Raw genomic sequence first — 16,845 nt, 5'->3', positions numbered from 1 at the left:
AAATCTCAAAGCGGGGGAGTTGGGCGGTCGCCCGCATCGGGCTGGCTGAAACTCCAGGCCGTCTGGCGAGCGAAAACCTCTCAGCATTTCATCAGCCGCTTTCCCACCACCGCCCAGCCGCGCAGGCAAAAAAAACGGCACAACAGGCCGTAACCTTTTGTGCCGTGTGCTCAGCGCTGACGCGCTGTTACGAGGCCAGCGACAGCGTCGGCTTGGCCTTCTCCGCCAGCCACTCAGCGATACGGGCCTGCTGAGCTTCATTGAGCCACATACCTTGCTTGGTGCGGCGCCAGATAGCGTCGTCGACTTCACGCACCCATTCATGCTGAACAAGGTAACGCAGTTCGGCCTCATAAAACTCGTGGCCAAAGTTCTCACCCAGATCTTCCAGCGACGTTGCATCGTTGAGCAGCAGTTCCGTGTTGCTGCCGTAAGTGCGGGAATAGTGGCGCGCCATGTTTTCAGTAATAAACGGATAACGGCGGCGCAGGCTGGCAGCGTAGTCATCACTGGTGCCAGAGATATTACCGCCGGGCAATACGCAGTTCTTCGTCCAGGCCGGGCCAGCCTTGGGATAATACTTCGCCAGTTTCTCCATCGCATGCTCAGCCAGCTTGCGATAGGTCGTTAATTTACCGCCAAAGACCGACAGTAATGGCGTTTTACCGTTTTCATCACGGACGTCCAGCGTGTAGTCACGGGTGATGGCCTGCGGCGAATCCGATTCATCATCACACAGCGGGCGCACGCCGGAATAGGTCCAGACGATATCGTCTGGCGTTAACTGCTTTTTAAAGTGGCCGTTGTACACTTTCAGGATGTAGTCGATTTCGTTATCGTCAATAGCGACATTTTTCGGATCGCCTTTATATTCCACGTCGGTTGTGCCGATGATGGAAAACTCGTCCATCCACGGAATGACAAACACAATGCGGTTATCTTCGTTTTGCAGGATATAAGCCTGCTTCTCATTGTGAACGCGTGGCACCACGATATGGCTGCCTTTGATCAGGCGGATACCGTAGGGCGACTTCAGCGCCAGCCCGTCGTCAAAGAATTGCTTAACCCAGGGGCCGGCTGCGTTGACCAGACCTTTGGCCTGCCAGGTCAAGGTTTTGCCGCTGTCAATGTCTTCTGCTTCGACCATCCACAGGCCATTTTCACGCCACGCGCGGGTAACGCGGGTACGGGTGCGCACTTCACCGCCATGCTTAACCACTTCCTGCGCATTGAGGACGACCATACGGGCATCATCGACCCAGCAGTCGGAATACTCGAAACCACGTTTAATTTCAGGCTTCAGCGCCGAATCCGGCCCAAAGGTCAGGCTTTTACTGCCCGGCAGGCTGGTGCGTTTGCCCAGGTGGTCATACATGAACAGACCGGTGCGAATCATCCAGGCCGGGCGCAGATGCGGACGGTGCGGCAGGCGGAAACGCATCGGGAACGCGATATGCGGTGCCATTTTTAGCAGCACTTCGCGCTCAGCCAGCGCTTCACTTACCAGACGAAACTCATAATGTTCAAGGTAGCGCAGGCCACCATGAATCAGTTTTGAACTGGCGGAAGAGGTCGCGCAAGCCAGGTCCCGCGCCTCTAGCATTAACACCGACAGTCCGCGTCCTGCAGCGTCTGCTGCGATGCCAGCACCGTTGATGCCGCCGCCGATAACGATCAGGTCTTTGGTTTCCACGTTGTCTCCTCCGATGTTCGGAATAGTTCACTTATGTTCGTTTTCGAGCATAATCATAATCGCAAACCAACATTGATGCCAGTATTTAACCGCTTAAAAACAATTTTGCGTGATATGGATAACATTATGTGTGCGGAAAGGTGAGTAGCCACAATTATTGTCAGGTTATTGCCGAGGATTATCGGGTTACACTAGCTGTCATTTTGATGATGAAACATGATGAGAGACACCATGGAAACCTACCAATGTATCGATGTTCACCAGGCGCAGGCGCATCTTGAGCAGGGCGCAGTGCTGGTGGATATTCGCGATGCGCAAAGTTTTGCACTCGGCCATGCTCGCGGCGCCTTGCATTTGTCGAACAGCAACCTCAATGATTTCATCAGCACCACTGACATGAGCCTGCCTGTACTGGTGATGTGCTATCACGGCAACAGCAGTAAGGGCGCGGCGGACTATCTGCATGGTCAGGGATTTGCCACGGCTTACAGTATAGATGGCGGATTTGACGCCTGGCGCGCCGCCTTTCCTCAACAGGTTGCCAGCGGCGCTGAATAAATAAGCGGGCGTAACACGGAGAGTGAGTAATGCGCATTACCCAATTTAATCAGCCGCGCATGGCGCAGGCTTTTGTTGACTACATGGCGACGCGTGGCGTGAAATTGCGTATTGAGCATGAAAGTCACTATGTCATTGTGCTGGATGATGAAAGTCAGCTTTCAATGGTCGAAAACGAACTTCAGGCGTTCGTGCGCGATCCCAATCATCCGCGCTACCTGGCAGCGAGCTGGCAAAGTGGTAAAACCGACAGCGGCCTGCGCTATGAGCGCAGCAACATCTGGGCAAACATACGTGAGCGGGCCGGACCATTGACGACCGTCGTGATGCTGGCCTGTATCGCCGTCTTTATTCTGATGCAGGTGCTGGGCGATCGCACCGTAATGTACTGGTTAGCCTGGCCCGATGCCGATCAGCACTTTGAGGTCTGGCGCTGGTTTAGTCATGCGTTGCTGCATTTTTCGCTGCTGCATATCCTGTTTAACCTGATGTGGTGGTGGTATCTCGGTGGAGCGGTTGAAAAACGGTTAGGCAGCGGCAAACTTTTTGTCATTTTACTGATCTCCGCCCTGCTCAGTGGCTGGCTGCAGGCAAAGTTCAGCGGCATCTGGTTTGGTGGTCTGTCCGGCGTGGTCTATGCATTAATGGGATATTGCTGGCTGCGTGGCGAACGCGATCCTGAGAGTGGTATCTGTCTGGAGCGCGGGTTAATCGGATTTGCCCTCGTCTGGCTGGTGGTCGGCTGGTTTGGGGCCTTTGGTCTGGCCATCGCCAACGCCGCGCACGTGGGTGGGCTACTGGTTGGCCTGGCGATGGCATTTGTTGATACGCGCAAGAAAAAACGCTAGTCACAACGAAGAAGAATAAGCCCGAAACAGGAGAGGAATGTGAAGCAGACGCAACGTCATGACGCCATTATTGATCTGGTTCGGCGTCAGGGATATGTCAGTACTGAGGAGCTGGTCGACCATTTTGAAGTCAGCCCACAAACGATTCGTCGTGATTTAAACGACCTTGCCGATCAAAATAAAATTCAACGGCACCACGGTGGGGCGGCTTTGCCCTCCAGCTCGGAGAACACCGCCTGGCAGGACCGTAAAATGATGTGGTCGGCCGAAAAAGCGCGCATTGCCCAGCGCGTTGCCAGCCAGATTCCCGACGGCGCAACGCTGTTTATTGATATCGGCACTACGCCGGAAGCGGTGGCGCATGCGCTGCTGGGCCACAGCGATCTGCGCGTGGTGACGAACAACCTGAACGTAGCCATGCTGTTGATGGGCAAACCGGACTTCAGAGTCATTATTGCGGGTGGCGAAGTACGTACCCGTGACGGCGCGGTCATGGGCGAAGCGACGCTGGACTTTATTTCACAGTTTCGCCTTGATTACGGCATCCTCGGGATTAGCGGCATTGATATGGACGGATCACTGCTGGAGTTCGACTACCACGAGGTGCGCACCAAGCGCGCCATCATCGAGAACTCACGCTGTGTCATGCTGGTTGTGGATCACTCGAAATTTGGACGTAATGCCATGGTCAACCTGGGCAATATGAGCCAGCTTGATTATCTTTATACCGATAAAATGCCGCCCGCCAGCGTCATGAAGGTGATTGAACAGCACGACGTTCACCTCGAACTTTGCTAATTCCTGCCCGCCAGTGAGTAAACTGGCGTTTTTTACCTCAGTCTGTCGCTTTTTCCCGCACTCACGTATTTAATTAAAACGGTCGCTGGCCATGTTGCCGGCCCATGCGCATGCCATGTTTACCTTACCCATATGGATACAAAGGGAGTGATATGCCACAGCAGAAATTCAATAAATCCCGCTTTCAGGCTGCATTAACCCGCCAATGGCAACATCTTGGCTACACCTCCGCCAGGCAAATGACGCCGCATCAGTGGTGGCAGGCACTCAGTGCCGCAGTGAATGATGTGATCAGTGTGCAGCCCACCGCCCGATCCCTCTCGCCACAACGTCATGTGAACTATCTGTCGATGGAATTTCTGCTGGGACGTCTTACGGGCAATAACCTGCTTAATCTGGGCTGGTTTGATGAGGTAAAAGCCCTGCTGGCTGAACATCAGGTTGAGCTGAGCGAACTGCTGGAAGAAGAAGTCGATCCAGCCTTAGGTAACGGCGGCCTGGGAAGGCTGGCGGCCTGTTACATGGACGCCATGGCGACGGCAGGCCAGCCTGCAACCGGACATGGGCTGAATTATCAATATGGCCTGTTCCGCCAGCGCTTCGCAGAGGGCAAACAGGTTGAAGAACCGGATGACTGGGAGCGCGACACCTATCCCTGGTTTCGCCATAACGCAGCGCTGGATGTGCGTGTCGGGCTGGGTGGAAAAGTGATCAAGCGCGATGAAGGTCGCCTGGAATGGGTACCTGCCCTTTATCTTCGCGGGGAAGCCTGGGATCTGCCGATCACGGGATACCGTAACGGGGTGACGCTGCCGTTACGGCTGTGGAAAGCCACCAGCGAACATCCTTTTGACCTGACGCTGTTTAACGATGGTAAGTTTTTACAGGCTGAACAGCAGGGGATTGATGCCGCCAGCCTGACTAAAGTGCTTTATCCCAACGATGATCACCCACAGGGAAAACGCCTGCGCCTGATGCAGCAATATTTTCAGTGTGCCTGCGCAGTGGCGGATATTTTGCGACGTCATCATCAGGCAGGGCGCAGTATCCATGCCCTGCCAGACCATGAAGTGATCCAGCTAAACGATACGCATCCCACCATCGCTATACCGGAAATGCTGCGTGTATTGCTGGATGCGCATCAGCTGAGTTGGGATGAGGCGTGGCATATCACCAGCCGCGTGTTTGCCTATACCAATCACACCTTAATGCCTGAAGCGCTGGAACGCTGGGATGAAAAGCTGATGCGCAGTGCGCTGCCGCGTCATATGGTCATTATCAAAGAGATCAATCGCCGCCTGAAACAGCAGGTTAAACAGCGCTGGCCAGGTGATAAAGCGATATGGAAGAAGCTGGCAGTGGTGGCCGATGGTCAGGTGCGCATGGCAAACCTGTGCGTGGTGAGCGGTTTTGCAGTGAATGGCGTGGCGGCCCTGCATTCCGGCCTGGTCGTGACCGATCTTTTCCCCGAGTACCATCAGCTTTGGCCGCAAAAATTCCACAATGTCACGAACGGCATCACGCCGCGCCGCTGGATTAAGCAGTGTAATCCCGCCCTGTCGAGCCTGATTGACGACACGCTTCAATGCGAATGGGTCAGTAATCTGACGGCCTTACAGGGCCTGGAGCCCTGTGCGGATGATCCTGCCTTCCGTGAGCGCTTCCGTGCGGTTAAGCGCCATAACAAAGCGCGTCTGGCTACCTACATTGCGCAGCGCACCGGCATCCTCGTTAATCCAGAAGCGATCTTTGATGTGCAGATCAAGCGACTGCATGAGTATAAGCGTCAGCATTTAGGCCTGTTGCATATTCTGCACTGCTATAAACGCGTTCGCGATAATCCCGATGATGCCAGCATGATTCCCCGCGTGTTTCTCTTTGGTGCCAAAGCCGCACCGGGTTATTACCTCGCAAAAAACATTATCTATGCCATCAACAAGGTGGCAGACGTGGTGAATAACGACCCGCTTGTTGGCGACAAACTCAAAGTCGTCTTTATGCCGGATTACCGCATTACGGCAGCCGAATACCTGATCCCTGCTGCCGATCTGTCGGAGCAGATCTCCACAGCGGGCTACGAAGCCTCAGGCACAGGCAACATGAAGCTGGCATTAAATGGCGCACTCACTATTGGCACGCTGGATGGGGCGAATGTAGAAATCGCCGAACAGGTCGGCGAAGAAAACATCTTTATTTTCGGCCATACCGTGGATGAGGTTAAGGCGCTTAAAGCGGCAGGTTACAAGCCGCAAAAGATCCGCAAGCATAACAAAGAGCTGGATGAATTACTGACGTCTCTGAAAAAAGGGAAGTTCAGTAATGGCGATAAGCATGCATTCGACCTAATGTTGGAGAGTCTGACAAAAAATGGCGATCCCTGGCTGGTGCTGGCGGATTATCAGGCTTACGTCGATGCGCAAAAACGCGTTGAGGCGTTATGGCGCGATCAGGAAGCCTGGACGCGCGCCGCCATTCTCAATACGGCACGAGCCGGGTTTTTTAGTTCGGATCGTTCGATTCGGGACTACCAACAGCGCATCTGGCAGGCGCAACGCTAAGGAATTGCGATGACATCCACTTCACTTGATAAAGCCGCACTGGCGGCAGGAATAGCGCTGACGTACTTCAATGCGAACGGTGAACCGGAAGCGATCAGTGATGAGACAAAGCGTGCCTTGCTCGCCGTGATGGAAAACCCGCAGAAAGCCAGCAAATCACCGCTGCCGCCTGTTGTGGTCTTCAGCGGTAATCGCCAACGCGTGCTGGCGCCACAGATTGACGGTCGCATAAGCTGGCAGTTGCAGACAGAGAAAGGCAAAACTTTTAGCGGAACACTCGAAGGTGGTGCGCCCTTTACGCTGCCTTCTCCTCTGGGGCAGGGTTATCACCAGCTTACCCTGAGCAAGGGCAAGCGTACGTGGCAGACGAGAGTGATCGTCGCGCCGCGCCGCTGTTATCTGCCCCCGGCCTTGCGTGCCGGAGAGAAACGCTGGGGCGCGCTGGTTCAGCTTTATACCGTGCGTTCAGCGAAAAACTGGGGCATTGGTGATTTTGGCGATCTGGAATATTTGCTGGAGCAGCTTGCCGCGCGCGGTGGTGATTTTGTCGGCCTGAATCCCCTGCACGCGCTCTATCCGGCCAGCCCCGCTTTTGCCAGCCCTTACAGTCCGTCGTCCCGTCGCTGGTTAAACATTATCTATATCGATGTGGCACAGGTAGAGGATTTCCAGCAGAGCCGCGCGGCGCAAAAGTGGTGGAAAAGCGCGAAAACCCAAAAAGCACTCAGCAAGGCCCGGGAAAGTGAGTGGGTGGATTACGATGCAGTGATGGCGCTGAAGCTGACGGCGTTGCGCCATAGCTGGACTCAGTTCCAGGCCCGGCGTGCGGAAGATGAGCAGAAACAACGCTTTGCCGAATTTATCCAGCAAGGGGGCGACAGTTTGCGCTATCAGGCCGTTTATGACGGTCTGCAGGCAGACATGCAGCGTGAAGGCTCCGCGCTGACAGGCTGGCCTGCCTGGTCCGAAAGCTGGCGTGACTGCCGCTCCGCGGAGGTGCAGAACTGGTGCGAACAGCACGGCGAGGAGATTGCTTTCTGGCAGTGGTTGCAGTGGCTGGCGCAGCAGCAGTTTTCGCAGTGCTGGGCGCGCAGTCAGGCGCTGGGTATGAGTGTCGGCCTGTACCGCGATCTGGCTGTCGGCGTAGCAGAAGGCAGCGCTGAAACCTGGCACGATCCAGAGCTCTACCGGCTGAAAGCGTCCATCGGCGCGCCGCCCGATCGGCTTGGTCCGCTGGGCCAAAACTGGGGGCTGCCGCCGATGGATCCCCATGTTCTGCAGGCCAGAGGTTATCAGCCCTTTATCGACATCCTGCGTGCGAATATGCGTGACTGCGGCGCGCTACGTATCGACCACGTAATGGCGCTTCTGCGCCTCTGGTGGGTACCGGCGGGTGAAACGGCGGATAAAGGGGCATATGTGGCTTATCCGGTTCACGATCTGTTAGGTATTCTGGCGCTGGAAAGCCACCGACAGGGCTGTATGGTGATCGGCGAGGATTTAGGTACCGTGCCTGAAGAGATTGTCAGTCTGCTGCGCGACAGTGGCGTCTTTTCGTGGAAAGTGTTGTGGTTTGAACAGGGCAGGCAGGGCCAGTATCGCGCGCCCCGGGCCTATCCACGGCAGTCAATCGCCAGCGCCAGCACGCACGATCTGCCCACATTGACAGGGTTCTGGAGTGGCGGCGATTTGCAGCTTGGCGAGGAGCTTGGGCTTTATCCCGATAAAAAAACTGTCCTCAACCTGCAGCAGCAGCGACTGAAGCAAAAGCAGGCGCTGCTCGATGCACTACATAAAGCGGGCGCGGTGCCGGCACGGAGCGCAAAACAGGCGGCGTCGCTGGCGATGACGCCCGGTCTGAATCAGTCTGTGCACCGCTTTCTGGCGGATACCAACAGTGCACTGCTTGGGTTGCAGCCTGAGGACTGGCTGGGCATGACCACGCCGGTTAACGTCCCGGGCACCGTCGATCAATATCCCAACTGGCGTCGCAAGCTGGTGCAGCCACTGGAAAGCATCTTTGCCGATGATGACGTCAATAAACTACTGAAAACCGTGACTAAACGGCGAAAGGCGGGATAACGGGAACGCGCGACAGCCGGGCTGTCGCGCGTAAACATCAGTAGAACGAGTGCTCGCCACGCTGGTGCTCAGTAATATCGCGCACGCCTTTCAACTGCGGGAAGGCTGCCAGCAACTCTTTCTCAATGCCATCCTTCAGGGTAACGTCGATCATCGAACAGCCGTTACAGCCGCCACCAAACTGCAGGATAGCAAAACCGTCGTCGGTGATTTCCATCAGCGAAACGCGTCCGCCGTGTCCGGCCAGCTGTGGGTTAATCTGCGCCTGTAACAGGTACTCAACGCGCTCAACCAGTGGCGCATCGTCAGAAACCTTGCGCATCTTAGCGTTAGGCGCCTTCAGCGTCAGCTGCGAGCCCAGGTTATCGGTGACGAAGTCAATTTCAGCGTCTTCCAGATAGGGCGCGCTCAGTTCATCAACATACGCGGACAGTTTTTCAAACTTAAGTTCAGTATCCGTGGCTTCAACCGCATCGGGTGGGCAGTATGACACGCCGCATTCGGCCGTTGGCGTACCCGGGTTAATCACGAATACGCGAATCTGGGTGCCATCTTCTTGTTTAGACAGCAGTTTTGAAAAATGCTCTTGGGCAGAATCAGTAATTCGGATCATGTCAGTTGCTCAATAGTTGACTAATTTAGTTGGTTATAATACGCCCATCATTCGGGCTCTACAAGGTACGGCACAGGCACCAGATGTGCACGCTGGCTGCGCCTCGCGCCCGGAGCAGCCGGCTGATTTCTTTGACCGTACTGCCGGTGGTGACCACATCATCGATCAGGGCGATATGGCGTCCGGTGACATCGGCTTCAAGATGAAACGCTCCTCGCAAGTTGCGACGACGCTGGCGGGCGCTTAAGTGATGCTGAACGGCACCTGCGCGCCGTCGGTATAACGCCGGACTGAATGCACAGCCCAGCCAGTGAGCCAGGGGTGCGGCCAGCAAGGCCGTTTGATTGTAGCCGCGCCACCAGCAGCGTCGTGAATGCAGCGGAACACACATCAGCAGATCGGGACGGCTCGTCCGTTTGCTACGGTACGCATTCAACCAGCTTAACAAAAGCAAACGCGCCAGCATCACCCTTAGTGCGGTTGTCCCGGAGAATTTTAACTGGTTTACCCATGTGCTGAGCGGGGGCTGCCAGGCGCTGACGCAGACTAACGTCTGCCAGGGCGGCGGGTGACGCAGGCAGCGCCCGCAGGTCAGGTTGCCAGAGGCGGCAGGCAGACCGCACACCGGGCATAACGGGGGCAGGCGGGGCAACTGGCGCAGACAGACACAGCAAATGCCGTGCCGGGCAAGACGTAGCGGCAACTGGCATAGCCAACACAGGGCGGGCATTGGTAGCATAGTGGCCTCCTTATTAATGAATGATGGAAGCATAACGGATGAGCTCACTTTACTGGCATACCTGCGGCGAAGGAGATAACGATCTTGTGCTGCTGCACGGTTGGGGACTGAATGCGGAAGTGTGGCAAAACATCGTGCCGCGACTCAGCACGCATTTCCGTCTGCACTTAGTGGATTTACCCGGTTATGGCCGCAGCCAGGGATTCCCGGCGATGTCGCTGGAAGCGATGGCACAGGTGCTTGAGCCGCATCTGCCCTCGCGCGCCACTGTACTGGGCTGGTCTCTGGGCGGGCTGGTTGCCACGCAGCTGGCGTTGAGCGTCCCCGAACGATTACGTGCCCTGATTACCGTCGCCTCGTCACCTTGCTTTACCGCCCGCGATGACTGGCCTGGGATTGCCCCTTTAACCTTACATAACTTTCAGCAGCAGCTGAGTCAGGACTTTCAGCGTACCGTTGAGCGTTTTCTGGCTCTGCAAACCATGGGCTCGGAAAGCGCCCGCGCCGATGCACGCCAGCTGAAAGACATTGTGCTGTCACAGCCGATGCCCGACGTAGCGGTGCTGAATGGTGGCCTGCAGATTCTGAGCGAATGCGATTTACGTGACAGGCTTGCCACGCTTTCGCTGCCTTTTCTGCGCATCTATGGCGCGCTGGATGGTCTGGTGCCCCGTCGCATTGCGCAACAGCTTGACCAACAGTTACCGGCATCGCCTTCTGTTGTGACAGACAAAGCCGCACATGCGCCGTTTATTTCTCATCCTGACGCCTTCTGCCAGCATATTATTTCATTTATCAGCGGATTAGACAGTTAACCCAGACCGTAACTGGCAAATTTCTGTGTAGCGGCAATACTTGATGAGTGAGCAAGGCCGCTGCACTTCTATGCGATTAGTCAGGGAAATGACTATGCCGTTCGATATAGCCTTAAGCGATTTGCGGCTGCTTACATCTCAACAATGGATCATGAATGAGGGTAGACAAATGAAGGTTATGAAATGGGTAGTTGCATCAGTGATGATGGGCGCAGTGTCATTTTCTGCACTGGCGGCGAAAGAAGTCACCAAAGAAGAAGTGCAGAAGATGAATCTGACCAAAATTGGTACCGTAAACACCACGGCAGAAACCACCTCGCCAATGGATGCCAAGAAGAAGCTGTCAAAAGCAGCGGATGAGAAGGGCGGCAAGTACTTCCTGGTGATCGCGGGCCGTGAGCACGGTAAGTTCAGTGCAACTGCGGAAGTGTACAAGTAATTAGCGTAGCCACATGAATTGCCAGGCATCCAGCACCACGGGCTGGGTGCCATCCACCTTCTCACCTCTGATCACATCCTGAAAAAGGCGCGCTTCGGGTAACAGCGCTTTAACCTGTCTGCCACTGAGATTAAATACACACAGTAACGCATCGCCGCGGACGGGCTCATCACGCTTCATTATTAACAGCGCATTGTCACTTTGAAAGAGCTGCATCGGATTATCGGGATGGAAAGCGGCCAGACGGCGACGCTGCTGAATCAGTTTACTCAAATGCGTATAAACCTGATGGCGTAAACCGTTCCTGTTTGCCAGCGCGTCTTCAATCTCCGGCATCGCATATTTTTGCCGGTTGATCGCCCGGTTATGGCCGGCTTCGCGTACGCCCTCATAATCGTTACGTGCACCCAGTATGCTCTGGATATAAATGGCGGGTACGCCCGGAAACGCCAGTAAGATAGCGTGCGCTAACATAAAGCGTTTGAGCCGCGTTTCATCGTCATCGCCTTCACGGTTGAGCGCGTCGAAATAGGTCACGTTGATTTCATAGGGGCTGGTCGTGCCATCAGGATTATTTTTGTACGAGATCAGCGCACCTTCCAGCGCCAGATCGCGCACCAGGGCGGTAATTTCCACTTCAGATAAAATACCGCGTGCCGGATTCAGGCCAATACCATCGTGCGATGCCAGGAAATTGAAAAAAGTGGTATTGCCATTGCCTGTCGTAAGGGTACTGGCCCATTGGCGTAACGCACGCGCCGAGCCGGTGTGGATGGCGTGCAGCACCAGCGGCGGCAGCGAGAACTGATACACCATCTGGGCTTCATCATAACCCTTGCCGAAATAGCTGATGTTGTCTTTATGCGGCACATTGGTTTCAGTAATGATCACGGTGCCCGGTGCAACCTCGTCGGCGATGGCACGAAACAGTTTGACCAGCAGATGCGTTTTTTCGAGGTGAATGCACGTGGTGCCGGGTGTTTTCCACATATAGCCCACTGCATCCAGCCGTACGTAATCGGCTCCACGTTTCAGGTAGTCGAGCAGGACCTCAACCATGCGCAGCAGCACGTCAGGGCTGGCAAAGTTCAGGTCAATTTGATCGACGCTGAAGGTGGTCCAGACAAAACGAATGTCACCGTTTGCCAGCGTGAACGGGGTGAGCAAGGGCGACGTCCGTGGCCGCGTTACCGCACTCAGATCGGTAGTGGGCGGCAGGCTTATAAAAAAATCATCCCAGCCCGGATCCTGTGCAAGATAATGCTTAAACCATGCGCTGTGCGCCGACATATGGTTACAGACAAAATCGAACATCAGTCGTGTTTCCTGATGCAGCAGGGCAATGTCATGCCAGTCGCCACATAACGGATTGACCTGATGGTAATCGATGACGGAAAAACCGTCGTCGGACGAATAAGGATAGAACGGCAGAAGGTGCACCAGTGGAAAGGTCGACTGCAAATGCTGCTGATAAAAGCGTGAGAAAGTGCGGAGCGTAGGCGTATTCGGTTCGCGAAACTGATCGGCATAGGTAATCAGTACGACATCCTGTTCGTCCCAGTGCGCTTTACGTGGCAATTTTGTGGTATCGCGAGCGTCTGCAATCAGGACGAGCAGGCGTTCACGTAAAGCCTGTGGAAAGGCATCGGCATAAATCGCATCGAGTAAAGCAGTGATTTTTTCCATTTTAAGGGGCTGCCACAGCGGGTGTCGTTATTATCACGGGCGTCTTTTTAGCGTAGCGTCAGGGTGAGGATTTTCAACTTAATCGCACGCGCAGCCAGCGAAAGGGCGCAACGGCTTGCTGGCAGGCAAAGCCTGGCGGAGGGCTAAGAACAGCGTAAAGGGGAAGAGAGGGTGAAGCGTCGCCTCCTTCCGCACCGGGAAAGAGGCGACGTAAACGCCGTTAACTAGCGCTTCTTACCGAAGGCCGCAGCCAGGGCATCACCCATGGCGCTGTTACCTGCTGGCTGACTGGTGGGACGCGCCCGGCCTTTGTTCGCTGCGGGACGTCTTTCCTCACGTGCCGTGCTGCTCTTACCACTGCGGGCATGGCCTTCACCCGGCTGCTCGTCAAGACGCATAGTAAGCGCGATACGTTTACGCTGCAGATCCACTTCCATGACTTTGACTTTGACGATGTCGCCCGCCTTCACGACCTGATGCGGATCGTCCACAAACTTATCGGACAGGGAAGAGATATGGACCAGCCCGTCCTGATGAACGCCAATATCCACGAAAGCACCGAAGTTAGTGACGTTAGTGACCGCACCTTCCAGCACCATGCCCGGCATCAGGTCGTTCAGGGTTTCCACGCCTTCCGCGAACTGCGCGGTTTTAAACTCAGGACGGGGATCGCGGCCGGGTTTTTCCAGCTCTTTCATGATGTCAGTCACGGTCGGCAAGCCGAAACGCGCATCGGTAAAGTCCACAGCGTTCAGATTCCGCAGGCTGGCCGGATTGCCCATCAAATCGGTCAGGGCCTGTTCCGTGGCCGCCAGAATGCGCTCGACGACCGGATAGGCTTCGGGGTGAACCGTAGACGCATCCAGCGGGTTATCGCCGTGATTGATACGCAGGAAGCCTGCGCATTGCTCAAAGGCTTTCGGCCCCAGGCGGCTCACCTTGAGTAACTGCTGACGATTCTGAAAACGCCCGTTTTCGTCACGCCAGCCGACGATATTTTGCGCCATCATGCGCGTCAGACCTGCTACGCGCGTCAGCAGCGGTACGGAAGCGGTGTTCAGATCAACGCCGACGGCATTCACGCAGTCTTCCACGACCGCATCCAGCTTTTTCGCCAGCTGACTCTGGCTGACGTCATGCTGATACTGGCCTACACCGATGGATTTCGGGTCGATTTTCACCAGCTCGGCAAGCGGATCCTGTAAGCGGCGGGCAATGGAAACCGCCCCGCGCAGGGAGACATCCAGATCCGGGAACTCCTGCGCCGCTAACTCTGACGCGGAGTAGACCGATGCGCCCGCTTCGCTGACGATCACTTTTTGCGCCGTGACCTGCGGGAACTGCTTTTGCAGATCAAGGAAGAAACGTTCGGTTTCACGTGAGGCGGTACCGTTTCCGATCGCCACCAGTTCGACCTGGTGCTTCACGCACAGCGCCGCCACGGCCGCCGCCGCTTTTGCGGCCTGGCCGGTATGGGGATAAACGGTATCGGTGGCGACCAGCTTGCCGGTGGCGTCAACGACGGCAACTTTCACGCCGGTACGCAGGCCCGGATCCAGGCCCATAGTGGCACGCATGCCCGCAGGTGCCGCCATCAACAGATCGTGCAGGTTGCGTGCAAAGACGTTGATGGCCTCATCTTCGGCCCGCTCGCGAACCGTGCCCATCAGCTCAGTTTCCAGATGCAGCATCACCTTGATGCGCCAGGTCCAGCTGACCACAGCCTTGCGCCAGCTGTCGGCGGGCGCGTTATTCAGTCTCAGGTTCAGGTGTTCGGCAATCAGGGTTTCGCCATGACTTTCGCGCGGTGGCTCATCAAACTGCGGATCGGCATTCAGTGACAGTTGCAGCACGCCTTCGTTACGTCCGCGCAGCATCGCCAGTGCACGGTGAGACGGTACGGTATGCAGCGGCTCATGGTGGTCGAAATAGTCGCGGAATTTCGCGCCCGCTTCCTCTTTACCTTCCACCACTTTCGATACCAGATGGGCATTCTTCCACAAATAGTGGCGTACTTTAGCCAGCAGCGCGGCATCTTCAGCAAAGCGCTCCATCAGAATATAGCGCGCGCCATCAAGGGCTGCGCGCACATCGGCGACACCGTTATCGGCATTCACATAACCGGCAGCCAGCTGCTCCGGATCGTGCGAGGGATCCTGCCACAATGTCTCGGCCAACGGCTCCAGACCGGCTTCGATGGCGATTTGCCCACGGGTGCGGCGTTTGGGTTTGTAGGGCAGGTAAAGATCTTCGAGTTCTGTTTTGCTGAGCGTTGCATTGATGGCCTGAGCCAGGTCGTCGGTGAGTTTTCCCTGTTCCTCAATGGATTTCAGGATGGCCTGCCTGCGTTCAGCGAGTTCACGCAGGTAGCCGAGGCGGGTTTCCAGCTGGCGGAGTTGCGTATCATCCAGACCGCCCGTCACCTCTTTACGATAACGTGCAATGAATGGCACGGTATTCCCTTCATCCAACAGGCGGACGGCGGCGTCAACTTGCTCGGGGCGCGCCTGGAGCTCACTTGCAATTAGCTGGCTAAGAACATTCATCATCGGACTATTATGCTTTCTGGGTTGAGAAATAGCCGATAGTTATACGGATTGATGGGCGAAAATGCCAGAGAATGGGCCTGCTTTCAGCGATATTCTGAATCAGGCTTCAATATAGCTAATTTCATTAACATACCAGGCGGCCGGCCCGGCTGGCGTCTCAACAATGGCCATATCACCGACCGCTTTTTTTAACAGCGCACGGGCCATCGGCGAGTCAATCGAGATGTAATCCTTACGGCCAAAAATTTCATCGTAGCCCACGATACGAAAGCGTTTCACTTCACCGTCGTCATTCTCGACTTCCACCCAGGCACCAAAAAATACTTTGCCATCCTGTTGGGGCGAATAATCCACAATACGCAGTTGCTCAAGACTTTTGCTGAGATAGCGGACGCGGCGGTCAATCTCGCGCAAACGCTTCTTATTGTACTGGTAATCGGCATTTTCACTCCGATCGCCCAGGCTGGCAGCCCAGGTCACTTTTTTGGTGACCTCGGGTCGCTCTTCCCGCCACAGATAATCAAGTTCAGCTTTTAAGGTGTTAAAACCTTCACGGGTAATCAGTCGCGTTCTCATGTACTGCAGCCGGTCAAATCAAAAGAGCTTCAGTGTAAAGCAAATCCGGTGTGGCGAAAAAGGGGGCGAGAAAAGGGTTTTTAACAGGCTAAAAACCCTTTTACTGCGCTTCACGCTCAGGGAAGCACAATGAGGCGAGGAGGCTGACTTATTTACCCGCTTTGGTCGACGTCGTGGTTGAGGTGCTGCTGCTGTTACCATCACCGCCGCCACCGCCTGCGGTCGCCAGCGCTACGCCCAACAGCGCGCCAATGGCACCAATACCGATGGCATTGGAGTTGCCCTGAGCGGTTGTGGTGGCCTGTGCACCGGCGGCTTCACCGGCTGCAGGGGCGGCATAACTTTGGCTGATGCTGGACAAGGCCAGTACGCTCAGCAGTAAGATCGTTTTTTTCATGTTTTCCCCGTAAAGCGACAGATTGGCGTTGCTTTAGTCTGGGTGATATCAGGCAGTACGCAAAGTGAGCTTTACTGATTGATTTATTGGACTTTAGCTGCAAGTGGACTCATTAAAAGCGGATCTCATACTAATCCGAGAACGGTCGCGTATTATCCTGTTTTTTTGCGGAAGAATATGCTGTTATCAGAGTCATAAACCGCAGCTTGCCGGAGAAGTGGGCAATAACAGATTCGATTTAAGTCAAATTTTCTGGCAACCCATTGTTTTTGTTAACGCGATTATTACTGGTACGGTGTTAAAACCAGTAAATAGCGGAATTTTAGCCAATATTTCAGATTTGCCGTATTCTGTCCCACGGAGGACGAAACGGAACGGCTTCTCCGTCAGCAGAACGTGAATTTAAATATAAGCTGCTGTTTAATATGCTTTGTAACAATTTTGACTAGAATATAAACCATTAAACACTGTCGCTGTGCCACATGTTTTTTTAA

The 16,845-nt window shown here is 55.1% G+C and carries 14 protein-coding genes; 7 read left to right on the top strand and 7 right to left on the bottom strand.

Annotated features, from left to right (window positions below; genetic code table 11):
• Positions 1-187: 187 nt before the first annotated feature.
• Positions 188-1,693: a glycerol-3-phosphate dehydrogenase gene (glpD, locus tag RAC60_RS11430; protein WP_039342698.1), complete on the bottom strand. Its 1,506-nt coding sequence runs from the start codon at positions 1,691-1,693 to the stop codon at positions 188-190.
• Positions 1,694-1,924: 231 nt separating this feature from the next.
• Between glpD and glpE the strand changes: the two genes are divergently transcribed.
• From glpE to malQ, 5 genes are all read left to right on the top strand, one after another.
• Positions 1,925-2,251, top strand: coding sequence for a thiosulfate sulfurtransferase GlpE (glpE, locus tag RAC60_RS11425; RefSeq protein WP_006121025.1), 327 nt, complete (start codon positions 1,925-1,927; stop codon positions 2,249-2,251).
• Positions 2,252-2,280: 29 nt separating this feature from the next.
• Entirely contained in the window at positions 2,281-3,099 is an 819-nt protein-coding gene (gene glpG, locus RAC60_RS11420) for a rhomboid family intramembrane serine protease GlpG (protein WP_054632965.1), read from the top strand.
• Positions 3,100-3,138: 39 nt separating this feature from the next.
• Positions 3,139-3,897 (top strand): DeoR/GlpR family transcriptional regulator, encoded by a 759-nt coding sequence (locus RAC60_RS11415; RefSeq protein ID WP_006121023.1) that lies wholly within the window; start codon positions 3,139-3,141, stop codon positions 3,895-3,897.
• A gap of 152 nt (positions 3,898-4,049) precedes the next feature.
• Complete coding sequence (gene malP / locus RAC60_RS11410; protein WP_375093741.1) at positions 4,050-6,455, top strand: maltodextrin phosphorylase; 2,406 nt, start codon at positions 4,050-4,052, stop codon at positions 6,453-6,455.
• A gap of 9 nt (positions 6,456-6,464) precedes the next feature.
• Complete coding sequence (gene malQ, locus RAC60_RS11405; protein ID WP_054686891.1) at positions 6,465-8,537, top strand: 4-alpha-glucanotransferase; 2,073 nt, start codon at positions 6,465-6,467, stop codon at positions 8,535-8,537.
• 37 nt (positions 8,538-8,574) lie between these two features.
• Here malQ and nfuA read toward each other — a convergent pair whose 3' ends face one another.
• Both nfuA and gntX read right to left on the bottom strand, forming a co-directional pair.
• Positions 8,575-9,150, bottom strand: coding sequence for a Fe-S biogenesis protein NfuA (nfuA, locus tag RAC60_RS11400; protein WP_033741605.1), 576 nt, complete (start codon positions 9,148-9,150; stop codon positions 8,575-8,577).
• A 58-nt stretch (positions 9,151-9,208) separates the two neighbouring features.
• Complete coding sequence (gntX, locus tag RAC60_RS11395; protein WP_033741603.1) at positions 9,209-9,889, bottom strand: DNA utilization protein GntX; 681 nt, start codon at positions 9,887-9,889, stop codon at positions 9,209-9,211.
• Positions 9,890-9,927: 38 nt separating this feature from the next.
• Between gntX and bioH the strand changes: the two genes are divergently transcribed.
• Both bioH and RAC60_RS11385 read left to right on the top strand, forming a co-directional pair.
• Positions 9,928-10,704 (top strand): pimeloyl-ACP methyl ester esterase BioH, encoded by a 777-nt coding sequence (bioH, locus tag RAC60_RS11390; protein WP_033741601.1) that lies wholly within the window; start codon positions 9,928-9,930, stop codon positions 10,702-10,704.
• 169 nt (positions 10,705-10,873) lie between these two features.
• Positions 10,874-11,143 (top strand): YdgH/BhsA/McbA-like domain containing protein, encoded by a 270-nt coding sequence (locus RAC60_RS11385; RefSeq protein ID WP_006121016.1) that lies wholly within the window; start codon positions 10,874-10,876, stop codon positions 11,141-11,143.
• Here RAC60_RS11385 and RAC60_RS11380 read toward each other — a convergent pair whose 3' ends face one another.
• The 4 genes from RAC60_RS11380 to yjbE form a co-directional block, all read right to left on the bottom strand.
• A complete protein-coding gene (locus RAC60_RS11380) occupies positions 11,144-12,829 on the bottom strand; it encodes a sugar phosphorylase (protein ID WP_375093739.1) in 1,686 nt (561 codons plus the stop codon).
• A 224-nt stretch (positions 12,830-13,053) separates the two neighbouring features.
• Entirely contained in the window at positions 13,054-15,378 is a 2,325-nt protein-coding gene (locus RAC60_RS11375; protein WP_185200421.1) for a Tex family protein, read from the bottom strand.
• A 99-nt stretch (positions 15,379-15,477) separates the two neighbouring features.
• Positions 15,478-15,954: a transcription elongation factor GreB gene (greB, locus tag RAC60_RS11370; RefSeq protein WP_033741594.1), complete on the bottom strand. Its 477-nt coding sequence runs from the start codon at positions 15,952-15,954 to the stop codon at positions 15,478-15,480.
• A 148-nt stretch (positions 15,955-16,102) separates the two neighbouring features.
• Positions 16,103-16,351, bottom strand: coding sequence for an exopolysaccharide production protein YjbE (gene yjbE, locus RAC60_RS11365; protein ID WP_006121012.1), 249 nt, complete (start codon positions 16,349-16,351; stop codon positions 16,103-16,105).
• Positions 16,352-16,845 lie beyond the last annotated feature (494 nt).

Source organism: Pantoea sp. BR_17, from assembly GCF_041955125.1.
Lineage (GTDB): Bacteria > Pseudomonadota > Gammaproteobacteria > Enterobacterales > Enterobacteriaceae > Pantoea > Pantoea stewartii.
Note: the sequence above shows the minus strand (reverse complement) of the source record. Positions and strands in the feature narration are given on the sequence as shown.